This window comes from Pseudomonas sp. ef1 (genome assembly GCF_007293365.2).
Taxonomy (GTDB): domain Bacteria; phylum Pseudomonadota; class Gammaproteobacteria; order Pseudomonadales; family Pseudomonadaceae; genus Aquipseudomonas; species Aquipseudomonas siliginis.
In genome coordinates this window covers 1,440,286-1,465,935 of the sequence record NZ_CM129815.1, presented here as the reverse complement: position 1 = coordinate 1,465,935, position 25,650 = coordinate 1,440,286, and the positions used below count along the sequence as shown (strand labels likewise).

14 protein-coding genes are annotated in these 25,650 nt (G+C 60.2%); 6 read left to right on the top strand and 8 right to left on the bottom strand.

Features of this window, described 5'->3' with window-relative positions:
- The 3 genes from waaF to FEE99_RS06750 form a co-directional block, all read right to left on the bottom strand.
- The gene (waaF, locus tag FEE99_RS06760; RefSeq protein WP_041477619.1) at positions 1–1,035 is read right to left on the bottom strand and encodes a lipopolysaccharide heptosyltransferase II; all 1,035 of its coding nucleotides are present in this window, start codon (positions 1,033–1,035) and stop codon (positions 1–3) included.
- A gap of 326 nt (positions 1,036–1,361) precedes the next feature.
- Positions 1,362–4,301 (bottom strand): bifunctional [glutamate--ammonia ligase]-adenylyl-L-tyrosine phosphorylase/[glutamate--ammonia-ligase] adenylyltransferase, encoded by a 2,940-nt coding sequence (gene glnE / locus FEE99_RS06755; RefSeq protein ID WP_041477617.1) that lies wholly within the window; start codon positions 4,299–4,301, stop codon positions 1,362–1,364.
- Positions 4,298–4,423 carry a hypothetical protein gene (locus FEE99_RS06750; protein ID WP_256584330.1) on the bottom strand — a complete coding sequence of 42 codons (126 nt, stop codon included), beginning with the start codon at positions 4,421–4,423 and terminating at the stop codon, positions 4,298–4,300. The genes glnE and FEE99_RS06750 overlap by 4 nt, the downstream gene beginning before the upstream one ends.
- Before the next feature lie 262 nt (positions 4,424–4,685).
- Between FEE99_RS06750 and aceE the strand changes: the two genes are divergently transcribed.
- From aceE to msrA, 5 genes are all read left to right on the top strand, one after another.
- A complete protein-coding gene (aceE, locus tag FEE99_RS06745) occupies positions 4,686–7,331 on the top strand; it encodes a pyruvate dehydrogenase (acetyl-transferring), homodimeric type (RefSeq protein WP_041477616.1) in 2,646 nt (881 codons plus the stop codon).
- Between the two features lie 11 nt (positions 7,332–7,342).
- On the top strand, positions 7,343–9,298 hold the full coding sequence (aceF, locus tag FEE99_RS06740; RefSeq protein WP_041477615.1) for a dihydrolipoyllysine-residue acetyltransferase: 1,956 nt from the start codon (positions 7,343–7,345) through the stop codon (positions 9,296–9,298).
- 276 nt (positions 9,299–9,574) lie between these two features.
- Entirely contained in the window at positions 9,575–10,972 is a 1,398-nt protein-coding gene (locus FEE99_RS06735) for an alkaline phosphatase D family protein (protein ID WP_041477614.1), read from the top strand.
- A 254-nt stretch (positions 10,973–11,226) separates the two neighbouring features.
- The gene (locus FEE99_RS06730) at positions 11,227–13,923 is read left to right on the top strand and encodes a putative bifunctional diguanylate cyclase/phosphodiesterase (RefSeq protein ID WP_041477613.1); all 2,697 of its coding nucleotides are present in this window, start codon (positions 11,227–11,229) and stop codon (positions 13,921–13,923) included.
- Positions 13,924–14,125: 202 nt separating this feature from the next.
- Positions 14,126–14,791 (top strand): peptide-methionine (S)-S-oxide reductase MsrA, encoded by a 666-nt coding sequence (gene msrA, locus FEE99_RS06725; protein WP_041477612.1) that lies wholly within the window; start codon positions 14,126–14,128, stop codon positions 14,789–14,791.
- A gap of 100 nt (positions 14,792–14,891) precedes the next feature.
- Here msrA and FEE99_RS06720 read toward each other — a convergent pair whose 3' ends face one another.
- The 5 genes from FEE99_RS06720 to putP form a co-directional block, all read right to left on the bottom strand.
- A complete protein-coding gene (locus FEE99_RS06720) occupies positions 14,892–15,731 on the bottom strand; it encodes a 23S rRNA (adenine(2030)-N(6))-methyltransferase RlmJ (RefSeq protein WP_016772007.1) in 840 nt (279 codons plus the stop codon).
- Between the two features lie 164 nt (positions 15,732–15,895).
- Positions 15,896–16,216, bottom strand: coding sequence for a hypothetical protein (locus FEE99_RS06715; RefSeq protein WP_041477611.1), 321 nt, complete (start codon positions 16,214–16,216; stop codon positions 15,896–15,898).
- 333 nt (positions 16,217–16,549) lie between these two features.
- Complete coding sequence (locus FEE99_RS06710) at positions 16,550–17,272, bottom strand: DUF4123 domain-containing protein (RefSeq protein WP_221264868.1); 723 nt, start codon at positions 17,270–17,272, stop codon at positions 16,550–16,552.
- Entirely contained in the window at positions 17,253–19,268 is a 2,016-nt protein-coding gene (gene tssI, locus FEE99_RS06705) for a type VI secretion system Vgr family protein (RefSeq protein ID WP_041477610.1), read from the bottom strand. The genes FEE99_RS06710 and tssI overlap by 20 nt, the downstream gene beginning before the upstream one ends.
- Before the next feature lie 347 nt (positions 19,269–19,615).
- A complete protein-coding gene (gene putP / locus FEE99_RS06700) occupies positions 19,616–21,100 on the bottom strand; it encodes a sodium/proline symporter PutP (RefSeq protein ID WP_016772011.1) in 1,485 nt (494 codons plus the stop codon).
- Between the two features lie 458 nt (positions 21,101–21,558).
- On the opposite strand from putP, the gene putA reads away from it, so the two are divergent.
- A complete protein-coding gene (putA, locus tag FEE99_RS06695; RefSeq protein WP_041477609.1) occupies positions 21,559–25,512 on the top strand; it encodes a trifunctional transcriptional regulator/proline dehydrogenase/L-glutamate gamma-semialdehyde dehydrogenase in 3,954 nt (1,317 codons plus the stop codon).
- Positions 25,513–25,650: the final 138 nt, after the last annotated feature.

Sequence of the window (25,650 nt, the reverse complement as noted above, 5' to 3'; positions counted from 1 at the left end):
TTAATGAACCTCGACCACGGAGCCCTGCAACTTCTGCAAGGCATCGTTGACCGCTTCCGGCATCAGCTGACGCAGGCAGTTGTAATGGCCGAACCGGCAAGTGCGATCGAAGCACGGGCTGCATTCGATGCCCAGGCGCACGATCTCGACCTGCTCGGCCAGCGGCGGGGTGAAGCCCGGCGAGGTCGAGCCGTATACCGCGACCAGCGGACGATTCAATGCCGCAGCGACGTGCATCAGGCCGGAGTCATTGGACACAACGGAATCGGCGCAGGACAGCAGGTCAATGGCCTCGGCCAGCGAGGTGCCGCCGCTGAGGTTGACCGATTCTTCGCGCAGGCCCGGGATCAGCCGGGCGCGAATGTCTTCGCCGACCGCGTGATCGTTTTTCGAGCCGAACAGCCATACCTGCCAGCCTTCGCGGATGCGCGCTTCGGCGACCTTGGCGTAATGCTCGGACGGCCAGCGCTTGGATTCGCCGAACTCGGCGCCGGGGCACAAAGCCAGGACCGGGCGATCGAGAGTCAGGCCGAACTTGGCCAGTGCCGCCTCGCGGGTCACCGGGTCGATTTGCAGACTCGGGCGCGGGTACGGCTTCGGCAGCTCGGCGTTGGCTTCATAGGCCAAGGCCATGAAGCGCTCGATCATCAGCGGATAGCGTTCTTTGTCGAGGGTACGCACGTCGTTGAGCAGGCCATAGCGGAATTCACCGCGCCAACCGGTGCGTTTCGGAATGCCGGCGAAAAATGGTACCAGTGCCGATTTCAGCGAATTGGGCAGCAGGATCGCCTGATCGTACTGACCGCGCAGGGACTTGCCGATGCGTCGGCGCGTCGCCAGTTCCAGCGCGCCGTGGCCGAGCGGGAAGCTCAAGGCCTTGCGCACTTCGGGCATGCGCTCAAGGATCGGCCGGCTCCATTCGGGCGCCAGCACGTCGATTGCGCATTGCGGGTGGCGCTGCTTGAGACACTGAAACAGTGTCTGCGCCATCACCATGTCACCGACCCAACTGGGCCCAACGATCAGAATATTCATGTGGTTTCCAAAAACGAACCGGGGAGGCATTTACGCCTCCCCGCCTCGATAATTCTACAAACACTGTAGATCTACTGTGGGAGCGGGCTTGCCTGCGATGGGGTCTTCACATTCAACATTATTGTCGTCTGATACTCCGCTATCGCTGGCAAGCCAGCTCCCACAGGGTTTTGCATCTGTTTCAACATCTGCATTTCAGCGCATATTACTGTGGGAGCGAGCTTGCTCGCGAAGGGGCCATCACATCCGACATCGGTGTCGTCTGACACTCCGCCTTCGCAAGCAAGCTCGCTCCCACAGGGTATTGGGTGCTGCATAAACCGCTTTCAGCTTAGCCCCATCTCTTTCCATATCCGCAAAACCTGCCGGCGTTCGTCGGCAAACTGGTCGCCCGGTATCACCCCGGCGTCCTTCTGCAAGGCCTGCCGGTGGGCGGCGGAGCGGTAGGCCTTGTACGCCTCGCGCAACAGACTGGCATCTTCGGCGGGCATCAGCCGTTCGTGTTCCAGCTCTTCCAGAATGCGGATGTTATCGGTCCAGCGCAGCAGCGGCGGATGGCTGTGCGACCACGCCAGGGCCGCGTATTGCACCATAAATTCAATATCGACGATACCTCCGGCGTCCTGCTTGAGGTCAAACGGCACGCCCGCGTCGAACGCATTCGCCGCCGTGCCGGCTGCGGTGCTGCGGGTGCCGAGGTTGTCGCGCATCTTGGCGCGCATCTCGCTGACTTCCTGCTGCAGCCTGGCCAGATCCCGTGGTTTGCCCAACACCTGCGCGCGGACTTTTTCAAAAGCGTGGCCAACATCTTGACTGCCCACCAGCACGCGCGCGCGCACCAAGGCCTGATGCTCCCACGTCCAGGCTTCGTTTTCCTGATAGCGCGCGAATGCGCCGAGGGAGCTCACCAACAGCCCGGAAGCGCCGGACGGCCGCAGGCGCATATCCACTTCATACAGCTGGCCGGAATTGGTCTGCGCTGTGAGCAGGTGGATGATCCGCTGCCCCAGGCGCGTGAAGAACTGCGCGCCGTCGATGGATTTCGGCCCGTCGGTTTCCGCCTGCGGATCGCCGTCATGGATGAACACCAGATCCAGGTCCGAACCATGCCCCAATTCAATACCGCCGACTTTGCCATAACCGACAATGATGAAGCCGGGATCGCACAGCGTGCCGTCGGTGCGCAGCGGCGTGCCGTACTTGGCCACGGTCTGCCGCCAGGCCAGCGCCAGCACCTGTTCGAGAATCGCTTCGGCCAGCCAGGTCAGGTAATCGCTGACTTTCATCAACGGCAGGCTGCCGGCGATTTCCGAGGCGGCGACGCGCAAGCGGTGCGCCAGTTTGAAATGGCGCAGGGCTTCCATTTGCTGCTCGAGGTCGTCCTCGGGAATTCGCGTCAGGCGTTCGCGCAACTCGGCCGCCAGTTCCGGCGCCAGCGGCGGCTTGAACAGCCGACCTTCGTTGAGCAATTCGTCGAGCAGCAGCGGGAAGCGCGTGATCTGCTCGGCAATCCACGGGCTCGCCGCACACAAGGTCAGCAGGCGGCGCAGCGCACCGGGGTTTTCCGTGAGCAACACCAGATACGCCGAACGCCGCGCCACCGCTTCCACCAGCGGCAGCACGCGCTCGAGTACCAGATCGGGATTGTCGTGCTCCACCGCTTGCGCAAGCAGTCGCGGAATAAAAGCATCGAGACGCTCGCGCCCCAGCCGCTGCATCGCGCGCAATTGCGGACTGCCACGCAAACCGGCCAGCGCTTTCAGGGCTTTGCCGGCATCGACGAAACCGCCCTCCTGCAACTGTCGGCACGCGGCCTCCTCGTCCTGTTCTTCCTCCCACAGCGGCAGCCACTCACCACCGACCACCACTTCGCTTTCGCCGCCCTGTTCTTCGTCGGGATCGGCGATCACCTGGGCGAAATGCCAGGCCACGCGCCCGCGCCAGTACATCAGCTGTTGGTGGAATGCCGGCCAATCGGCGAAACCCAGCATGAAGGCGATGCGCGCCTGATCCTGCGCGCTGTCCGGCAGCATCTGCGTCTGACGGTCGGCAATCGCTTGAATGGCATGTTCGGTGTAGCGCAGAAACTCGTAACCCTCGCGCAATTCGCTGACCACCGCCGGCGGCAGATAGCCTTGCCCTTCCAGCGTGCTCAGCACCTTTAATAGAGGACGCTGTTGCAGGCTCAGATCGCGGCCACCGTGGATCAACTGAAAGGCCTGAGCGATGAACTCGACTTCACGAATGCCGCCGGAGCCGAGCTTGATGTTGTCGGCCATGCCTTTGCGCCGCACTTCCTGCTGGATCAGCTGCTTCATGGTGCGCAGCGCTTCGATCGCCGAGAAGTCCAGATAACGCCGATAAACGAACGGCCGCAGCATGTCGAGCAACTGCGCGCCGGCAACCTGATCGCCAGCCACCACCCGCGCCTTGATCATCGCGTAGCGTTCCCAGTCGCGGCCCTGATCCTGGTAATACTGCTCCAGCGCATTGAAGCTGAGCACCAGCGCACCGGACGATCCGTAGGGGCGCAGGCGCATGTCGACGCGAAACACGAAGCCGTCGACAGTCATCGGATCGAGCGCCTTGATCAGACGCTGGCCGAGGCGGATGAAGAATTCCTGATTATCCAGCGAGCGTTTCACGCCGACGGTTTCGCCGCCTTCGGGGTAGGCGAAGATCAGGTCGATGTCGGAAGACAGATTCAGCTCGACCGCGCCGAGTTTGCCCATGCCGAGGATGACCATCTGCTGCGGCTCACCGCTGCGCCGGCCGGTGGGTGTGCCGAATTGCTCGCAATGGCGGCTGTACAGCCATTGATAAGCCTGATCGATGGTGGCGTCGGCCATGTCCGAGAGGTCGCGGCAGGTCTGCACCAGATCGGCCTGACGGGTCAGGTCGCGCCAGATGATCCGCACCTGATGGCGTGCGCGCTGGCGGCGCAAGGCGCGGCCGAGTTCGTCTTCGCTCTGCGCGCTGTTCACGGCGGCGGCGATCTGTGCGCACAGTTCGCCGGGCGCAAATGCCCGATCAAGTTCACCGGATGCCACCAGCGACAGCAACATCAAAGGGTCACGAATGCTCTGTTCAATGACAAATTCGCTGGCGGCGCTGACGCGGGCGAATTGCGCCCAGCGCTCCGACGTCCAGTTCGACAGGCCGTGATCGTCTTCAAGGGCGGCGACGGACGTACGGAACGACTGCTCGGATCGGCTGACCAACGGCAGGAGAATGGCGGGCAGTTCGGCAAGCACGGGCAGGGTCATGGTCTATCCTTGATCGGCGTAATAAGGGCCGCTTGTAGTGAATGATGAAAACCCGCTACGTGAAGGACTGTCGAACAAAAGTTAGAAATAGCTGAAATTTCTTCTTCTTTGGCATCCAGCATCAAACTTTCACCTTATTCGGATGGAAATCGACCCGCCTTAACGATTATTCTCACAACGCAGTCGGAGGCCACAAGCCTTTCATCTGTAGTTTTACTACTCGTCTATACATTCGAAAGGCTGAAATGCCGGAAGATTTGTAGTAAAACTACACGCCGCCGGAACAACCTGTCGGCAATCCAAGAATTTTAAATCGTCTGCCCACAAGGCCAGTCGCAAACTCAGGCAACCGATTCTGGAAGCCTTTCCGCCCTGGAGCAAGCCATGCAAGACCTCGATCCCGTCGAAACCCAGGAATGGCTGGACGCCCTGGAATCGGTTCTCGACAAAGAAGGCGAAGACCGTGCTCACTATCTGATGACCCGTATGGGCGAACTCGCGACCCGCAGCGGCTCGCAGCTCCCTTACGCGATCACCACGCCTTACCGCAACACGATCCCCGTTACCCACGAAGCACGCATGCCTGGCGACCTGTTCATGGAACGCCGCATTCGCTCGCTGGTACGCTGGAACGCGATGGCCATGGTAATGCGCACGAACCTGCGAGATTCGGACCTGGGTGGTCACATCTCCAGCTTCGCTTCCAGTGCGACCCTGTATGACATCGGCTTCAACTATTTCTTCCAGGCCCCGACCGACGAACATGGCGGCGACCTGATCTACTTCCAGGGCCACACCTCGCCAGGCGTTTACGCCCGCGCATTCATGGAAGGCCGCATCACCGAAGACCAGATGAACAACTTCCGTCAGGAAGTCGATGGTCAAGGCCTGTCGTCCTATCCGCACCCTTGGCTGATGCCTGACTTCTGGCAGTTCCCGACCGTATCGATGGGTCTGGGTCCGATCCAGGCGATCTACCAGGCGCGCTTCATGAAGTACCTGGAGCATCGCGGTTTCATCCAGCCGGGCAAACAGAAAGTCTGGTGCTTCCTGGGCGACGGCGAGTGCGACGAGCCGGAATCCCTGGGCGCGATCTCCCTGGCCGGCCGCGAGAAGCTGGACAACCTGATCTTCGTCATCAACTGCAACCTGCAGCGCCTCGACGGCCCGGTTCGCGGCAACGGCAAGATCATCCAGGAACTCGAAGGCGTGTTCCGCGGTGCTCAGTGGAACGTGACCAAAGTCATCTGGGGCCGTTTCTGGGACCCGCTGCTGGCCAAAGACGTCGACGGTATCCTGCAACGCCGCATGGACGAAGTCATCGACGGCGAATACCAGAACTACAAAGCCAAAGACGGCGCGTTCGTTCGCGAGCACTTCTTCAACACGCCTGAACTCAAGGCAATGGTTGCCGATCTGTCCGACGACGAGATCTGGAAACTCAACCGTGGCGGCCACGACCCGTACAAGGTCTACGCGGCGTACCACGAAGCGGTCAACCACAAGGAACAACCGACCGTCATCCTCGCCAAGACCATCAAGGGTTATGGCACCGGTGCCGGCGAAGCGAAAAACACTGCGCACAACACCAAGAAAGTCGACGTCGACAGCCTGAAGCTGTTCCGCGACCGCTTCGACATCCCGGTCAAGGACGAAGAGCTGGAGAACCTGCCGTTCTTCAAACCAGAGCCAAACAGCGCCGAAGCCCGCTACCTCGCCGAGCGCCGTGCTGCCCTGGGCGGTTTCGTGCCGCAGCGCCGTGCGCAGAGCTTCAGCGTACCGACTCCGGATCTGGACACCCTCAAAGCCATCCTCGATGGCTCGGGCGACCGTGAAATTTCCACCACCATGGCTTTCGTGCGAATCCTCGCGCAACTGGTCAAGGACAAGGAAATCGGCCCGCGCATCGTCCCGATCATCCCGGACGAAGCCCGTACCTTCGGTATGGAAGGCATGTTCCGTCAGCTGGGTATCTACTCCTCCGTCGGCCAGCTCTACGAGCCAGTCGATAAGGACCAGGTGATGTTCTACAAGGAAGACCAGAAAGGTCAGATCCTTGAAGAAGGCATCAACGAAGCAGGCGCCATGAGCTCGTTCATCGCTGCCGGTACTTCGTACTCCAGCCACAACCAGCCGATGCTGCCGTTCTACATCTTCTACTCGATGTTCGGCTTCCAGCGTATCGGCGACCTGGCCTGGGCCGCTGGCGACAGCCGTACCCGTGGCTTCCTGATCGGCGGCACCGCCGGGCGTACCACCCTGAACGGTGAAGGTCTGCAGCACGAAGACGGTCACAGCCACCTGCTGGCCGCGACCATCCCGAACTGCCGCACCTACGATCCGACCTACGGCTACGAGCTGGCGGTGATCATTCAGGACGGCATGAAGAAGATGACCGAGGAGCAACAGGACATCTTCTACTACATCACCGTGATGAACGAGTCGTACCAGCAGCCAGCCATGCCGGCCGGTGCCGAAGAAGGCATCAAGAAAGGCATGTACCTGCTCGAGGAAGACACCCGCGATGCGGCGCACCACGTTCAGCTGATGGGCTCCGGCACCATCCTGCGTGAAGTGCGTGAAGCGGCGAAGATCCTGCGTGAAGAGTTCAACATCGGCGCTGACGTGTGGAGCGTTACCAGCTTCAACGAACTGCGTCGCGACGGCCTCGCCGTAGAGCGCAGCAACCGCCTCAAGCCTGGCCAGAAGCCTAAGCTGAGCTACGTCGAAGAGTGCCTGAACGGCCGTAAAGGTCCGGTCATCGCCTCTACCGACTACATGAAGCTGTTCGCCGAGCAGATCCGTCAGTGGGTACCGTCCAAGGAATTCAAAGTCCTGGGCACCGACGGTTTCGGCCGCAGCGACAGCCGCAAGAAACTGCGTCATTTCTTCGAAGTCGACCGTCATTTCGTGGTGTTGGCAGCCCTGGAAGCACTGGCTGACCGTGGTGATATCGAACCTAAAGTCGTGGCCGAGGCCATCGTCAAGTTCGGCATCGACCCGGAAAAACGCAACCCACTGGACTGCTGAGGAGACATTTTGTGAGCGAACTCATTCGCGTACCTGACATCGGCAGCGGTGAAGGTGAAGTAATTGAACTGTTTGTGAAGGTCGGCGACCGCATCGAAGCCGACCAGAGCATTCTGACCCTGGAATCGGACAAGGCCAGCATGGAAGTGCCGGCCCCGAAAGCCGGCGTCATCAAGAGCCTGAAAGTGAAGCTGGGCGATCGCCTGAAAGAAGGCGACGAACTGCTTGAGCTGGAAGTCGAGGGCGCCGCTGAAGCGGCCCCTGCTCCTGCCGCTGCGCCTGCTGCGAAAGCCGAGGAAAAACCGGCTGCCGCTCCTGCTGCTGCCGCACCAGCCGCTGCTCCTGCTGCCGCTTCGGTTCAGCAAGTGCACGTGCCGGACATCGGTTCGTCGGGCAAGGCGCAGATCATCGAAATCCAGGTCAAGGTCGGCGACAGCGTCGAAGCTGATCAATCGCTGATCACTCTGGAATCCGACAAGGCCAGCATGGAAATCCCGTCGCCTGCCGCTGGCGTGGTCAAGGCCATCAGCGTCAAGCTCAACGACGAAGTCGGCACTGGCGACCTGATTCTGGATCTGGAAGTGGCGGGTGCTGCGGCCCCTGCGGCTGCCGCTCCGGCCCAGGCTGCTGCACCGGCCGCTGCCGCTGCGCCTGCTCCGGCAGCCGCGCCAGCAGCACCGGTTGCCGACAGCGTTCAGGACATCCACGTTCCGGACATCGGCTCGGCTGGCAAAGCCAAGATCATCGAAGTGTTGGTCAAGGCCGGCGACACTGTCGAAGCCGACCAGTCGCTGATCACCCTGGAATCCGACAAGGCAAGCATGGAAATCCCATCGCCTGCCGCTGGCGTGGTGGAAAGCGTTTCCATCAAGCTGGATGACGAAGTCGGTACCGGCGACCTGATCCTCAAGCTGAAAGTCAAAGGCGCGGCCCCTGCTGCTGCCCCGGCTCCGGCTGCTGCACCAAGCGCTCCGGCACCTGCCGCTGCTGCTCCGGCCGCTGCTCCTGCTGCCGCCGCTCCAGCCGCCGCACCGGCCAAGCCGGGCGCGAAAGTTCACGCCGGCCCTGCCGTGCGTCAACTGGCCCGTGAGTTCGGCGTCGAGCTGAGCGCTGTTGGCGCCAGCGGTCCGCACGGTCGCATCCTCAAGGAAGACGTGCAGGTTTACGTCAAGGCGATGATGCAGAAGGCCAAGGAAGCGCCGGCCGCTGCCGGCGGCGCTACCGGTGGTGCGGGCATTCCGCCGATTCCGGTGGTCGATTTCAGCCGTTTCGGCGAAATCGAAGAAGTGCCGATGACCCGCCTGATGCAGGTCGGCGCTGCCAACTTGCACCGCAGCTGGCTGAACGTGCCACACGTGACGCAATTCGACTCGGCGGACATCACCGAGCTGGAAGCTTTCCGTGTTGCGCAGAAAGCCGTGGCCGAGAAGGCTGGCGTCAAGCTGACCATCCTGCCGCTGCTGCTCAAGACCTGCGCGCACTTGCTCAAGGAGCTGCCGGACTTCAACAGTTCGCTGGCGCCAAGCGGCAAGGCGATCATCCGCAAGAAATACGTGAACATCGGCTTCGCCGTCGACACTCCGGATGGCCTGTTGGTGCCGGTCATCAAGAACGTCGACCAGAAGAGCCTGCTGCAATTGGCAGCCGAAGCGGCTTCGCTGGCGGAAAAAGCCCGCACCAAGAAGCTGTCGTCGGACGAGATGCAAGGCGCCTGCTTCACCATTTCCAGCCTCGGCCATATTGGCGGCACCGGCTTCACGCCGATCGTCAACGCGCCGGAAGTGGCGATTCTTGGTGTTTCCAAGGCAACCATCCAGCCAGTCTGGGACGGCAAAGCCTTCCAGCCGAAGCTGATGCTGCCACTGTCGCTGTCCTACGATCACCGCGTGATCAACGGCGCTGCAGCGGCACGCTTCACTCAGCGTCTGGGCAGTCTGTTGGGCGACATCCGCACCATCCTGCTGTAACTCAAACGGCCCTCCGGCGACGGAGGGCCGCTTGCTGCACCCTTTCGAGCGCCACACGCTCGTACCTCAACCCCGTCAATTGACGGGGCTTTTTTTGCCTGAAATAAACCGGATCGCGCCTCTTTCCTACAACCTGCGCTGACATCGGCCACAGGTCTGGTCCACTTAACGCCAATATTTTCCGCCGCTGGCCAACTAACCTCTGCTCAGGAAAGTTGCTTCAACGCGCTCCGCTTATTTAAATCTTGTTTATTAAAATCTCGAACGGAATCGATCATGTTCAAACCGACTATCGGCCCCATCGTGGGCCACGCGACAACTAACGAAGTGCGTATTTTCATGCGCGGCGAACAACAGGACAAAAAACGTGTATTTGCCGGAGTTCGCGCTCGCAAGGCCGGCACGGAAAAATGGTCGAACAGCGTATTTGCACTTTTGAACCCGGCCAATGACATGTCGGGTGTACTGGTATTGCAGGATCTCGAAGCTGATTGTGAATACGAATATCAAGCCGGCTGGTTAAGTCCGATGAATCCGGTCCATACCATCGACACGGTCATTGAGTTTCCATTGCAATGGCCGCGACAGCTCTACCGCTTTCGCACCCGCACCGCGAAAGCCAGCCAGTCTAGGGGCTTTGTCGTCGGTTCGTGCCGTTATCTGCGGATTACCGCTGGCGTCGCTTCCTTGCCGCAACTGGGCGACCGCATCTTTGGCTCGATCAATCGACTGGTCGAGAACAGTCATCTACCTGTCAGCGCGGTGATCATGACCGGAGATCAAGTGTATGTAGATGATTTGAATGTCATTGCTCCGGATCGCGAAGCCAAAGACATCCTGAAGAAATATCGAACGGCATTTTCGCAACCGAATATTCAGCGACTGATGTCCAATACATCGACTTACATGATGCTCGACGATCATGAAATAGAAGATAACTGGCCTGCCAATGCCACCGCAGCGGACGAGGACTTATATCGCAACGCCATGGCCGCTTATGAACTTTATCAAGCCAGCCACAGCCCGGTTTATGCATGTAATGAGAAGGGTCAGATAGACCGGGATACGTTGAAGCATTACTGGTATCAGTTTGGCGACAGCGATATCGCCTGGTTCGTCACCGACAGCCGCACCCGACGCAACCTCTCGAAAGAAGACCGGCGCATTCTCGACATCGAGCAGGAACAGGCCCTGCTGCAATGGCTGATCCATAGCCCGGCACGAGTGAAGTTCGTGGTGACCAGCGTGATGTTCTATCCCGATCGCAAGTTCAACGGTGACGATGCCTGGAAAGCATTTCCCGAACAGCGTCTGCGCCTGCTGGAAACCATCCGCACTCACCGGATCAAGAACGTGGTGTTCGTCTCCGGCGACGTCCATGGCTCGCTGACCAGTCGCTTGAGTCACAGCGAGGACACCGATTTCGAGGTGCACACCCTCGTGTCCTCGCCGCTGCACAACAGCAAATTGCTGCCGTATGCCAAGGCCTCGACGTTCATCCTCGATCAACCGCTGGTGCGCACGGCGGCAGGGGATTATCGGCACGAGCTGACCAGTGCGGTGGTGAGTCAGGACAATTTTGCGCATGTGGTCGTCGAGGCTGATCAGATATTGGTCAATTACCATGACCGCGATGGCAAGAACTTGCAGTCGATCAGTATGAAATTGCGTTGAAACACCCAAAGATCGCAGCCTTCGGCAGCTCCTACACAAGGCGCATTACCCTGTCGGGGCTGCGTGAAGCTGCGATCTTCTGCTCATTTCAGTTGTGCACTGGAGAAATGTTCACTGCAGCCGACATATTCTTATAGCACTTGGCCTTCATCTCTCTTGTCAGTCGGTGCCGCAATGATGCAACCTTGCCGCAGCCAACAGACAAGAGGGCGAGAGCCCGGCGCATTCAGCATATTTCCAAGCGAGTTTCCTTCATGAAGAGCCAGCCCGATGCCGCCAGCCGTATGGCGGCCGAGGTAGTGACGCAGTTGCCTGTGCCCTCGCGGCTCGGCATGCTGCGTTTCGAGCGCTTGAATGAAGCCAGTTGGGCAATGCTGTTCCTCGATCCCAACTGCGAACGCCAGTTTGGCCAGCCGGCCGTCGAGCTCTGCGCGCTGGTCGGCTCGCCCTACGCCAGCCTGATGGAGCCCGAGGCGCGCTATCAACTGCACGATGCGATTCAGCAGCAGTTGAGCAAAAGCGCACATTACGTGGTGCGCTACACCCTGCACACCGCCGCCGGCGCGTTGAACATCCTCGAGCTGGGCGAAGCCTACAAACAGCACAACCGGCATTTGCTGCGCGGCTACCTGCTGGCGGTCGACGAGGTGTTCGACGAAGCCCAGGCGCTGCCTTCGGTGGATCTGGAAACCCAGAACTCGCGCCTGCAAATCGCCCTTGAGCTGAACCAGCGTGCCCAGCAGGAACAACTGCAGCATCTGGAGCGCGTGCGTGCCCAGCAGGATCTGATTCTGCTGCTCGCACGCCAGCGCTACAGCACGCACAACTCGCTGCAGGAAGCCGCTGAACTGATCACCCGCTGCGCCTGCGATATCTACGAGATCGACTGCGCCAGCCTGTGGAACCTGGAAGGCCAGCGCTTGCTGCCGATCTCCGCTTACCATCGCGCGACCCAGGAATACATCCTGCCGGAGCCGATCGATATCAGCGGCTTCCCCGACTACATGGAAGCCCTGCACAGCAGCCGCGCCATCGATGCCCATAACGCCATGCACGACCCGCGTACCCGCGAGATGGCCGAGGCGATGCGTCCGCGTGACGTCAACGCCATGCTCGATGCCAGCATTCGCGTCGACGGCCAGGTAGTCGGCGTGTTGTGCCTGGAACAGACCGGCGTCACCCGCGCCTGGCAGTCCGACGAAATCGCCTTTGCCGGCGAACTGGCCGACCAGTTCGCACAAGTGATCAACAACCACAACCGCCGCACTGCCACCAGCGCCCTGCACCTGTTTCAGCGCGCGGTCGAGCAAAGCGCCAACGCCTTCTTGCTGGTCAACTGCGACGGCGTGGTCGAGTACGTCAACCCGAGCTTCACCGCGATCACCCAGTACACCACCGAGGAAGTCCACGGTCAGCGCTTGTCGGAATTGCCGGCGCTGGAAAATCTCAGCGAACTGCTGTTCGACGCACCTTCGGCGCTGGCCCAGAGCAACAGTTGGCAGGGTGAATTCAAGAGCCGACGCAAGAACCTCGAACCGTACTGGGGCCAGCTGTCGATCTCCAAGGTCTATGGCGATAACCGTGAGCTGACGCATTACATCGGCATCTACGAAGACATCACTCAGACCAAATTGGCGCAGCAACGCATCGAGCGCCTGGCCTACACCGACAACCTGACCAACCTCGGCAACCGTCCGGCATTCATCCGCAATCTCGATGAGCGCTTCGCCCGCGACAGCGATACGCCGATCAGCCTGTTGCTGGTGGACATCGACAACTTCAAGCGGATCAACGACAGCCTCGGCCACCAGACCGGCGACAAACTGTTGATCAGCCTCGCCCGGCGCCTGCGCAACAGCCTCAGCCCGAGTGGCAGCCTGGCGCGTTTTGCCAGTAACGAGTTCGCCGTGTTGCTCGACGACACCGATCTTGAAGCCGGGCAGCAGATCGCCAGTCAGTTGCTGATGACCCTCGACAAGCCGATGTTCGTCGACAACCAGCTGATCAGCGTCACCGGCTCCGTCGGCCTGGCCTGCGCGCCACTGCACGGGCGCGATCCGCAAACCCTGATGCGCAACGCCGGTCTGGCACTGCACAAAGCCAAGGCCAACGGCAAACACCAGTTGCAGGTCTTCACTGAAGCGCTGAACGCCGAGGCCAGTTACAAACTGTTCGTCGAGAACAACCTGCGCCGCGCCCTCACGCAGAACGAGCTGGACGTGTTCTACCAGCCGAAACTGTGCCTGCGCAGCGGTCGTCTGCTGGGGATGGAAGCGCTGTTGCGCTGGAACCACCCGGAGCGCGGCATGATTCGCCCGGATCAGTTCATCAGCGTCGCCGAGGAAACCGGCCTGATCATTCCTATCGGCAAGTGGATCGCGCGTCAGGCGTGCCGCATGAGCAAATCCTTGACCGCTGCCGGCCTGGGCAACCTGCAAGTGGCAATCAATCTGTCACCGAAACAGTTCTCCGATCCGGATCTGGTCGCCTCGATCGCCAACATCCTCAAGGAAGAAGCACTGCCGGCCAATCTGCTCGAACTCGAGCTGACCGAAGGCCTGCTGCTGGAAGCTACCGAAGACACGCATTTGCAGCTCGACCAGCTCAAGCGCCTCGGCCTGACCCTGGCCATGGATGACTTCGGCACCGGGTACTCGTCGCTGAGCTATCTGAAGAAATTCCCGATCGACATCATCAAGATCGATCGCAGCTTCATCCACGAAATCCCGGACAACCAGGACGACATGGAAATCACCTCTGCGGTGATCGCCATGGCCCACAACCTGAAACTCAAGGTCGTCGCCGAAGGCATCGAAACCGCCGAGCAACTGGCATTCCTGCGCCGGCATCGTTGCGACGTCGGCCAGGGTTACCTGTTCGACCGACCGATTCCAGGCGGCGAGCTGATCCAGGCTCTCAAGCGCTATCCGCGCGGCCCGCTCTGTCTCTAACCCCGCTACCCCATTCTCGCCATAACATCCCGCCCCCTGTAGGAGCTGCCGAAGACTGCGATCTTTTGATCTGGTTTTTAAAAAGCAAAATCAAAAGATCGCAGCCTTCGGCAGCTCCTACATTGGGTAGTGATTAACTCGGCATCATTCGGCACACTGGCGGTCTGACTTTTTACCTCCAACCTGACTGAGAGGAACGCTCATGGTTCTGCGCTCGGAAATTCTGGTGAACAAAAACGTGCTTCCAACCAAAGAACAAGCCCTGCCCGGCCGCGAAACCGCGATGACCCTGCCGGAAAAACACTTCGTCTTCGAAGACACCCCACTGCTCGGTCCATTCTTTCAGGACGTCGACTTTGCGATTTTCGGTCTGGGTTGCTTCTGGGGCGCGGAACGACGTTTCTGGCAGCGCGAAGGTGTGGTCAGCACCGTGGTCGGTTACGCCGGCGGTTTCACGCCGAACCCGACTTATGAAGAAGTCTGCTCGGGCCTGACTGGCCACGCCGAAGTGGTATTGGTGGTGTATGACAAGGCCCGAGTCAGTTACGAAGAACTGCTGGCGATGTTCTGGGAACTGCACAACCCGACTCAGGGCATGCGTCAGGGCAACGACATCGGCACCCAGTACCGCTCGGTGATCTATGCGACCACCCCTGAGCAACTGGATGCGGCACTGAAAAGCAAAGACGTGTATCAGGCGGAACTGGCCAAGGCCGGTCTGGGTGAAATCAGCACCGAGATTGAACAGGCGCCGACCGTGTACTTTGCCGAGGCTTATCACCAGCAATATCTGGCGAAGAACCCTGAAGGTTACTGCGGGATTGGCGGCACCGGCGTGTGCATGCCTGCGAGCCTTGCGGGGAACTAACCCTGAAAGCCAAAGATCGCAGCCTTCGGCAGCTCCTACAGGGAAACGCATTCAACTGTAGGAGCTGCGGAACGCTGCGATCTTTTGATCTTGCTGTTGATCAACTCTCGGCAATCAACCAATCCATCTGCCAGCCACCCTGAGTCTGCCCCAGCTTCTTCGACAACCACGGCAGCAGCTCACGCAATTCTTCCTCCAGCCCCCACGGCGGATTGGCGATCGCCAGCCCGGAACCGTTCAGGCTGTTCGGCGTGTCCAGCGGATGCACCAGCAGCTCCACGCGCAGCAACTTCGGCGCACCGGTGCCTGCCAGGTCCTGATAGAAACGCCGCAGTGCACGCTGATCCTTCACCGGATACCAGATCGCTGCCACGGTCTGGCGCATACGGCCGATGGCTTCTTTCATCGACGCCGCGCAACGCTGCATCTCGTCCAGTTGCTCGAACGGCGGATCGATCAGCATCACCGCGCGTTTTTCCTGCACCGGCAACATCGCCCGCGCCACGTGCCAGCCCTCGCCCAGATGCACTTTCACTCGACGATCGCCGGCCATGTTGTCCTTGAGCAACACGCCATCTTCCGGGTGCTTCTCATTGAGCATCACCCGGTCCTGCGGCCGCGTCAGGCGCCGCGCCAGCTCCGGCGAACCCGGGTAATAGCGCAACTGGCCATCCGGATTCATCTCGTGCAGCACCTTCATATAGTCGGCAGTCAGCGCCGGCAGGTCCGGCTGATCCCACAACCGCGCAATGCCTTCCAGGTACTCGCCGGTGCGATTGGCCTGATCGCCCTGCAAGTCATACAGACCGATGCCGGCGTGCGTGTCGAGATAGGCAAACGGCTGCTCCTTGCGCGACATCAGAGCGATGAGGCGGGTCAAGGTCAGGTGTTTGAACACATCGGCGTGATTGCCGGCATGGAAGGCGTGACGATAATTCATGGCTGCTCCTGCGAGGGCCGCAAAGTTTACCTTTTACCGGGCGGCAAGTCAGGGGTTCGCAGCCGAGCGGGCCTCAACATCAAAAGATCGCAGCCTTCGGCAGCTCCTACACGGGATACGCGTTCACTCTGTACGAGCTGCCGAAGGCTGCGGTCTTTTGATCTTCAGGCGGGCATGCTGCGCAGCCGTCTGCCGATGACGTCCAGCACATCACAGCCATCGCGCAATGGGATGGCGCACAGCAGGGCGAAGTCGCTGAGGATCACGGAGTCGCATTCGATCGAGCCGCGCATGCACATGTTTTCCAGGACCTGGACCACGGCGCGGATGCGATAGTTGGCGGCGTCCATGAGGATGTCGAGGGGCACATGGGTGTCGACGAACAGGCTGGGCATGTCGCTGCAATTGCCGGTGAGGGCCATGAAGCGGTTGTCGGGGTGCGGGGTGATTTTTTCGTAGGGAGGATCAGTATGCATAGTGGCCATTTTTGTCGTTCCATGATTGATTAACGTGAGCCGCCGCCACACCTTCCTACGGGTTTGGGTGGCAGCTGTGCGCAAGAGTAGGAACCGAGCAATCATGGACCTCGGCCACGCCGAAGCGTGTCCCACGCACAGCCGCCGCGAACGATCTTACGAACTTGAAACCAAGTTCCGCAAAAAACCAACGAACTGTAACGTCATGATTGCGGGAGATCCTTCACCCTGCCACCGCTCTCGCAGTGACAACGAAAAGACTATCCCTGCAACTCACCACGCACCAGTTCATGAAAACCGCCGCGATTCGAAGGAAACGTCCGAAGCGTCTGCCCCGAAATTTCACTCTGCCTCTGCCAGCAAAAACTCCAGAAGCGCCGATCGTGACGAATCTTCCGACATCGATAATTTGAAAAACTGCCCGACCTTGCAGCGCAAAACAGCCTCGGGAAACGCCTCGAACACGGCCGGTTGCTCCTCGCTCAGCCATTGCAGAGCATTGGCGATGCGTACGCTTGCATCAGTCTGCGCTAACAACGACTGCGGCACGCTCCACCACGGAAAGACCCGCCCCGAAACCAGCGCACGGCCCCCGATTTCAATGGCTTGGCCATTGATCAAGGCTCGCGAAACGACTGGCAGCCATTGCGCGGGAATGACCTCATCAGAGTGCAAAAGAGGCAGCAGAAACCGACCATCCCAAAAGCGGAAAAACACGGTTTTACCGTCCGGCATCAGCACTTGACTGAGGCTGCGGAAATGTTCGACCAGCACGTCAAGATCCGCCGAAGACACCGCCAACCATCCCCAATCCCGGCACTCTGTTTCCGCCACCCAACGTAAAAACTCACTGTCTGCAGCGACAATTCCCACGTAGGGCATCACCGCGTCCCACTCGGCATAAATGGTTTCGGCCCAGACCGGATTCGCCGTGCCCTGCCAGGCTTTGAAGGCATCGGCGTCGCTGGCGCGGCTGAAAATGGCGAACAGTTGTTCCGACGCATGCAGCGGCTGCCGCGCCAGCCATTGTTCGGGCGTCAATTCCTCACGCTGCACAAACACCATCCTTACAACGCTCACACTCCTCGCAGAATGGCGCATCACCTTTGAGACTCATGATCTGTGCGGCGGTGAGAATCGCCGCTGGCGCAGCGGCCAGTTTCTCCGGCAATCCCGGCACCACCGGCGCAGCGCTGGTCGCCGCCATCGGCGCGCCACCCACAACAATCGGCACGCTGCTGAAAATTCCGCCGGGACCAATGTTGATCCACTGTCCCCCGGCCTGAATCGTCGCGCTCGCGCCGCCATCAATGACCACTTGCTGGCCTGCGCTGATATGGATCTGCGCCGAGGCGCTGGTGGCCTGGCTGTTCACCCGCACCTGCCGGTCGCCGAGCACGGACAAATGATCATCCTGCCTGACTTCGGTCTGGCGCTGGCCGTGAGTAATGCGCTGCTCGTCGGCCTTGAGTTCATGGCGGGCGATGCCGGTGACCACCACACTGCGCTGATTATCGACCTGCAGGTGCTGGTCGTTGAGCACGTGCTGGGTCCAGTTGCGCTGGGCACGCAGGTAGATTTCCTCGGCGCCTTTTTTGTCTTCGATGCGCAGTTCGTTATAACCGCCACCGCCAGGGCTGCTCTGGCTGCGGAAGATACTGCGGGTCTTGTCTGCCGGCAGATCCAGCGGCACCGGGGTCGCCGCATTCGGCAGGCAACCCATGACCAGCGGCTTGTCGGCATCGCCATCAATGAAGCCGACCAAAACTTCCATGCCGACGCGCGGAATCAACACGCTGCCGTAGTGATCGTGAGCCCAACCGGTCGCAACGCGCAGCCAGCAACTGGAATGCTCATTGAGTTCGCCATCGCGGTCCCAGGCCAGTTGCACTTTGACCCGGCCGTATTCATCGCAATGGATCTCAAGGTCTTTCGGGCCGGTGACCACGGCAGGTTGGTAGCCCGACATGCGCGGTTTTTCCGGGCACAGCGCCGGACGAAAGACCACGTCCCACGGCGTGGCGACGAAAGTATTGCGGTAGCCCTGGAAGGATTCGCCATCGCTGGTCACCGATTCCTCAAGCACCTGCGGCTGACGGCCGCGATGCTCGACACAGGTGAGCAACCACAGATCATTCCAGTCGCTGCGCGGATGCTCGGTGAGTTGCAGGAAATGGCCGCAGACCAATGAAGACTCGTCGCTGCTGCCCTCGGCCTGACGGTAATCGGCGACGTGCCGTTCCAGCGCACGGCGCGTCAGGTGTCTGCCGGTTTCGCGATCGTTGAATTGGCCGGGGAAGTGGTAGTCCTCCAGCACTGGACGTTGTTCGCCGTCACTGCGACTTTCCAGCGACAGGCGTGGTTTTTCGAAGTTGTAGTCGCGCCGGGTGACGACGCTGGTGCGGGTTTCCACACGCACATTGAAACGCTGAATCGCCGGCGCGCCCGCCGACATGCCGCTGCCCGGCAGATACAGCGTCGGCTCGGGCAGCTTGGGGAACACGGTCTGGTCGTCGCCGAATACCAGCAAATGGCCTTCGGGGCTGTGTTGAAAGTGGTAATGAATGCCGACTTCGGCACACAGGCGCTGGATGAAGGCCAGATCGCTTTCGGCGTATTGCACGCAGTATTCGCGCTCCGGGTATTCGCTGCCCAGGCGAAATTCAAAGGCATCGCGCAGGATCGAATGATCCTTGAGGATCTGCGTGACTATCTGCGGCACGCTCTGATGCTGAAAAATCCGCTGGTTGATGCGATGCCCCAGATACGTCAGACGCGGGACAAGGCTGAGGTGATAGCGTGTCAGACGTTTCCCGGAATCGCCCTGCCCGACCTGATAAATCTGACCATGAATACCGCAACCCTGAGCATCGAAACTCAGAAACGCCTGACCATGCAGCAGGCTTTCCAGATCCAGGTCCGGCCGCTCGCTGACCAGTTCCAGCTCGAAGCGAAAGGGTTGGCTGATGGCTTCCCTGCCCGTGAACTCAAGGACCTTGAGGTCATGCTGGGCGCCTTCGAGGGTCAACGTGAAACGCGGTTGATTGGCAGGCGCGAACATCCGATGTCTCTCTGCAGTGTGAGGGCGGGCGATTCTGCATGAGGGGCAAGGGGTGATGAGCAGGTGACGGGAAATTCAGATTTGCCCTACGTGGTTTGCTGAAAGGACCTTTAGAAATTAGCACTTTGACTACAGACATTCCTTCAAGCCGGTCAGTGTCCCTGTGGGAGCTGGCTTGCCAGCGATGAGGTCGGCACATTCAACTTATCGCTGACTGACACACCTTCATCGCTGGCAAGCCAGCTCCCACAGGGCTCTCCAGTGTTGTTGAAGAATCACAGGAACAAAAAAACGGCCCGCTTCCTCTAGGAAACGGGCCGTTTTCATGTGAGCCGAAGCTCAGTCCATCACTTGTTCAAATGGAAATCTTTTTCCGCTGCCTCGAAGCGCTCAACCATGCCGCGAGTCGGTTCACCCGCCTTGCTGACAAAGTAGATGGCCAGGCTGGCAAAGATGAAGCCAGGAATGATTTCGTACAGACCCAACAGTTCGAAGTGCTTCCAGACCACCACGGTGATCGCGCCGACCAGAATGCCGGCCAGTGCGCCGTTGCGGGTCATGTCTTTCCAGACGACCGAGATCAGCACCACCGGTCCGAACGCAGCACCGAAACCGGCCCAGGCGTAGGACACCAGGCCCAGTACGCGGTTTTCCGGGTTGGCAGCCAGCGCGATAGCGATCAGGGCTACCAGCAGCACCATGGCACGACCGACCCAGACCAGTTCCAGTTGCGAAGCGGACTTGCGCAGGAAGGCTTTATAGAAGTCTTCGGTCAGGGCGCTCGAGCACACCAGCAACTGGCAGCTCAGGGTGCTCATTACCGCAGCCAGAATGGCCGACAGCAGTACACCGGCAACCCATGGGTTGAAGAGGATTTTCGCCAGTTCGATGAACACGCGCTCCGGGTTCTCGGTCACAGGACCGGCCACTTCCGGGTGCGCCGAGAAATAGGCGATACCGAAGAAGCCCACCGCAACGGTGCCGCCCAGGCACAGGATCATCCAGGCCATGGAAATGCGACGCGCCTTGGCGATCGACTTCACCGAATCCGCCGCCATGAAACGCGCGAGGATGTGCGGCTGCCCGAAGTAGCCCAGACCCCAACCCATCAGCGAGATGATGCCGATGAAGGTGGTGCCTTTGAGCATGTCGAAGTTGCTCGGATCTTGCGCTTCGATGGCCAGGAACGTGGTGTCGACGCCGCCAGTGGCCAGCAGGACGATGATAGGCGTAAGGATCAGCGCGAAGATCATCAGCGTGGCTTGGACGGTGTCGGTCCAGCTCACCGCGAGGAAACCGCCGATGAAGGTGTAGGCAATCGTCGCCGCAGCACCGGCCCACAGCGCCGTTTCGTAGGTCATGCCGAACGTGCTTTCGAACAGACGCGCACCAGCGACGATGCCGGAAGCGCAGTAGATGGTAAAGAACACCAGAATCACGATCGCCGAGATAATCCGCAGCAAGCCGCTTTTATCTTCGAAACGGCTGGAAAAGTAATCCGGCAGAGTCAGGGCATCGCCGTTGTGCTCGGTCTGCACACGCAGACGGCCAGCGACGAACAGCCAGTTCAGGTAGGCGCCGACGATCAGGCCGATGGCGATCCAGCTTTCGGACAGACCGGACATGTAGATGGCGCCCGGCAGGCCCATCAGCAACCAGCCGCTCATGTCGGAGGCACCGGCAGACAGCGCGGTGACGACGCTGCCGAGGCTGCGACCACCGAGAATATAGTCAGAAAGGTTGTTGGTGGAGCGATAGGCCATCAAGCCGATCAGCACCATTGCTGCGATGTAGATCACGAACGTGATCAGGGTTGGATTGCTTACGCTCATTGAGTTACGCCCTGGCTTTGTTTTTATGTAGCGGCGGTAGTGAACCGCTCGCAAACGACGACGTTTGGCAGACGATCCGGGATCCCGCGCATTTAAGACTGATGTTTCCCCAGGAAAGCCATCAGCCGGTACACCGGGTTATTCCCGGTTGCACCTTGGCGGCGAATGCTATGCAACAAAGCAAATAAGGTGCAACCAGTTTCGCGAGAATTAGTTGCACCCAGTCGGATTAATCGACGATCACCCCGTTTTTGCTCCCTTTTGTGGCAGTCACGCCTCTTTGCTAGAAGCAAAAGCACCAAGCAGGAGCAGCACTTTCGTACCAGAAATTATTTCCTGACGAGCTGCGTATTATTCCGGCAAAAAAAGGGTTGCACCCGGTTGCACCTCATTCAGCGCACGGCTAATCTTGCGGCCAGCTGATGCCACGCAACTGTGGCAACCATGAGGATAAAAATATGGCTACCACCACCCTTGGGGTCAAACTCGATGACCCGACCCGCGAGCGCCTGAAGGCTGCCGCAACCTCGATTGATCGCACGCCGCACTGGCTGATCAAGCAGGCAATTTTCAATTACCTGGAAAAACTCGAGGGTGGTGCAACCCTGACCGAGTTGAACGGTTTGACCGCCAAAGACGCCGATGACGCAGGCGAAGTGCAGACCGATCACGCTCACCAATGCTTCCTCGAATTCGCTGAAAGCATCCTCCCGCAATCGGTGCTGCGCGCTTCGATCACCGCTGCTTACCGCCGCCCTGAGCCGGAAGTGGTGCCAATGCTGATCGAGCAGGCACGCCTGCCGGCACCGATGGCCGAAGCCACCAACAAGCTCGCGGCGACCATCGCCGAAAAACTGCGTAACCAGAAAAGTGCCGGCGGTCGTGCCGGTATTGTTCAGGGTCTGTTGCAGGAATTCTCCTTGTCGTCCCAGGAAGGCGTGGCTCTGATGTGCCTGGCCGAAGCGCTGCTGCGCATCCCGGACAAAGGCACCCGCGATGCGCTGATCCGCGACAAGATCAGCACCGGCAACTGGCATCCGCACCTGGGCAACAGCCCTTCGCTGTTCGTCAACGCTGCGACCTGGGGTCTGCTGCTGACTGGCAAACTGGTCTCCACCCACAACGAAGCCGGCCTGACCTCGTCGCTGAGCCGCATCATCGGCAAGAGCGGCGAGCCGATGATCCGCAAGGGCGTCGACATGGCCATGCGCCTGATGGGCGAGCAGTTCGTTACCGGCGAAACCATCGCCGAAGCACTGGCCAATGCGAGCAAGTTCGAAGCCAAAGGCTTCCGCTATTCCTACGACATGCTCGGTGAAGCGGCACTCACCGAAGTCGACGCACAGAAATACCTGGCCTCGTACGAACAAGCGATCCACTCGATCGGCAAAGCGTCCCACGGCCGTGGGATTTATGAAGGCCCGGGCATTTCCATCAAGCTCTCGGCGCTGCACCCGCGTTACAGCCGTGCGCAGTACGAGCGTGTGATGGACGAGCTGTACCCGCGTCTGCTGTCGCTGACCCTGCTGGCCAAGCAATACGACATCGGTCTGAACATCGACGCCGAAGAAGCCGACCGCCTCGAGCTGTCGCTGGATCTGCTTGAGCGCCTGTGCTTCGAGCCGCAGCTGACTGGCTGGAACGGCATCGGTTTCGTCATCCAGGCTTACCAGAAGCGTTGCCCGTACGTGATCGACTACGTGATCGATCTGGCCCGCCGCAGCCGTCATCGCCTGATGATCCGCCTGGTGAAAGGCGCGTACTGGGACAGCGAAATCAAACGCGCTCAGGTCGAAGGTCTGGAAGGCTATCCGGTCTACACCCGCAAGGTGTACACCGACGTTTCCTACATTGCTTGCGCACGCAAACTGCTGTCGGTGCCGGAAGTCATCTACCCGCAGTTCGCCACCCACAACGCCCATACCCTGTCGGCCATTTACCACATCGCCGGTCAGAACTATTACCCGGGCCAGTACGAATTCCAGTGCCTGCACGGCATGGGTGAACCGCTCTACGAACAAGTTGTAGGCAAGGTTGCCGAAGGCAAGCTGAACCGTCCGTGCCGTGTGTACGCACCGGTCGGCACCCACGAAACCCTGCTGGCGTACCTGGTGCGTCGTCTGCTGGAAAACGGCGCCAACACCTCGTTCGTCAACCGCATCGCCGACCAGTCGATTTCGATTCAGGAACTGGTGGCCGATCCGGTGGCGCAGATCGAGCAGATGGCCACCGTGGAAGGCGGTTTCGGCCTGCCGCACCCGCGCATTCCGCTGCCGCGTGACCTGTACGGTGCCGAGCGCGCCAACTCGAGCGGCATCGACATGGCCAACGAACATCGTCTGGCCTCGCTGTCCTGCGCCCTGCTCGCCACCGCGCACAACGACTGGAAAGCTGCGCCGATGCTCGGTTGCGCGTCCAGCAACGAAACGCCGGTCGCCGTGCTGAACCCGTCCGATCACCGCGATGTGGTCGGTCATGTTCAAGAAGCTACCGTTGAAGATGTCGACAACGCCATTCAATGCGCGCTGAACGCCGCGCCGATCTGGCAGGCCACCCCGCCGGCCGAACGTGCGGCGATCCTGGAACGTGCCGCTGACTTGATGGAAGGCGAGATCCAGCCACTGATGGGCCTGTTGGCTCGCGAAGCCGGCAAGACTTTCGCCAACGCCATCGCCGAAGTGCGCGAAGCCGTCGACTTCCTGCGTTATTACGCAGTGCAGGCGCGCAACGATTTCAGCAACGACGCCCACCGCCCACTGGGTCCGGTGGTGTGCATCAGCCCGTGGAACTTCCCGCTGGCGATCTTCAGCGGCCAGGTCGCTGCGGCATTGGCTGCCGGTAACCCGGTACTGGCCAAACCGGCCGAGCAGACTCCGCTGGTAGCGGCTCAGGCTGTGCGCCTGATGCTCGAAGCCGGCATCCCGGAAGGCGTGCTGCAACTGCTGCCGGGTCGCGGTGAAACCGTCGGCGCCGGTCTGGTCGGTGACGAACGCGTCAAAGGCGTGATGTTCACTGGTTCCACCGAAGTCGCGCGCTTGCTGCAACGCAACATCGCTGGCCGTCTCGACAGCCAGGGCCGTCCGATTCCGCTGATCGCCGAAACCGGTGGCCAGAACGCGATGATCGTCGATTCCTCGGCTTTGACTGAACAAGTCGTGATCGACGTAGTGTCGTCGGCCTTCGACAGCGCCGGTCAGCGCTGCTCGGCGTTGCGCGTGCTGTGCCTGCAGGAAGATTCCGCCGATCGCGTCATCGAAATGCTCAAAGGTGCCATGGCCGAAAGCCGTCTCGGCAACCCCGAGCGTCTGTCCGTGGACATCGGCCCGGTGATCGACGCCGAAGCCAAGGCGGGCATCGACAAGCACATCCAGGGCATGCGCGACAAAGGTCGCAATGTTTACCAGGTGGCGATTGCCGACAGCGAAGAGATCAAGCGCGGCACCTTCGTCATGCCGACCCTGATCGAGCTGGAAAGCTTCGACGAACTGCAACGCGAGATCTTCGGCCCGGTACTGCACGTGGTGCGCTACAAGCGCAAAGAGCTGGATCAACTGATCGGTCAGATCAACGCCTCCGGTTACGGCCTGACGCTGGGCGTGCACACGCGCATCGACGAGACCATCGCCAAGGTGATCGACAACGTCAACGCCGGTAACGTCTACGTCAACCGCAACATCGTCGGTGCCGTGGTCGGCGTGCAGCCATTCGGCGGCGAAGGCCTGTCGGGTACTGGCCCGAAAGCCGGCGGCCCGCTGTATCTGTACCGTTTGCTGTCGACGCGTCCTAGCGACGCCATCGAGCAATCCTTCGCTCGCGGTGACGCCATCGTCGCCCCGGACGTGCGTTTGCGCGATGCCATGAGCCAATCGTTGAACGCGCTGAAAGCCTGGGCCGACAACAACAAGTTCGCTGACCTGAGCACCCTGTGCGTTCAGTACGCTGCGCAATCGCAGAGCGGCATCACCCGCGTGCTGGCTGGCCCGACCGGCGAGAAAAACAGCTACGCCATCCTGCCGCGCGAACACGTGCTGTGCCTGGCGGAAGTTGAAGGTGATCTGCTGACGCAACTGGCGGCGGTGCTGGCGGTTGGCGGTTCGGCAGTGTGGCCGGAAACCGAGCTGACCAAGACGCTATTCGCCCGCCTGCCGAAGGAAGTCCAGGCGCGGATCAAACGCGTTGCCGACTGGAACAAGGACGAAGTGGTCTTCGATGCCGTGCTGCATCACGGCCACTCCGACCAGTTGCGCGGCGTCTGCCAGCAGATCGCCCAGCGTGGCGGTGCAATCGTTGGCGTTCAGGGACTGTCCCAGGGCGAGACAAATATTGCCCTGGAGCGCCTGGTGATCGAGCGGGCATTGAGCGTTAACACCGCTGCGGCGGGGGGTAATGCCAGCTTGATGACGATCGGATAAAAGCAGCTACAAGCTTCGAGCGACAAGCTGCAAGTAAAAGCAAACTGCTCTTACTTGCAGCTTGAAGCTTGAAGCTTGTGCCGCCCCATCACCCTTATCTATCTTCCTTCCCCATTTTTATGGGCCTACCTAGACTGC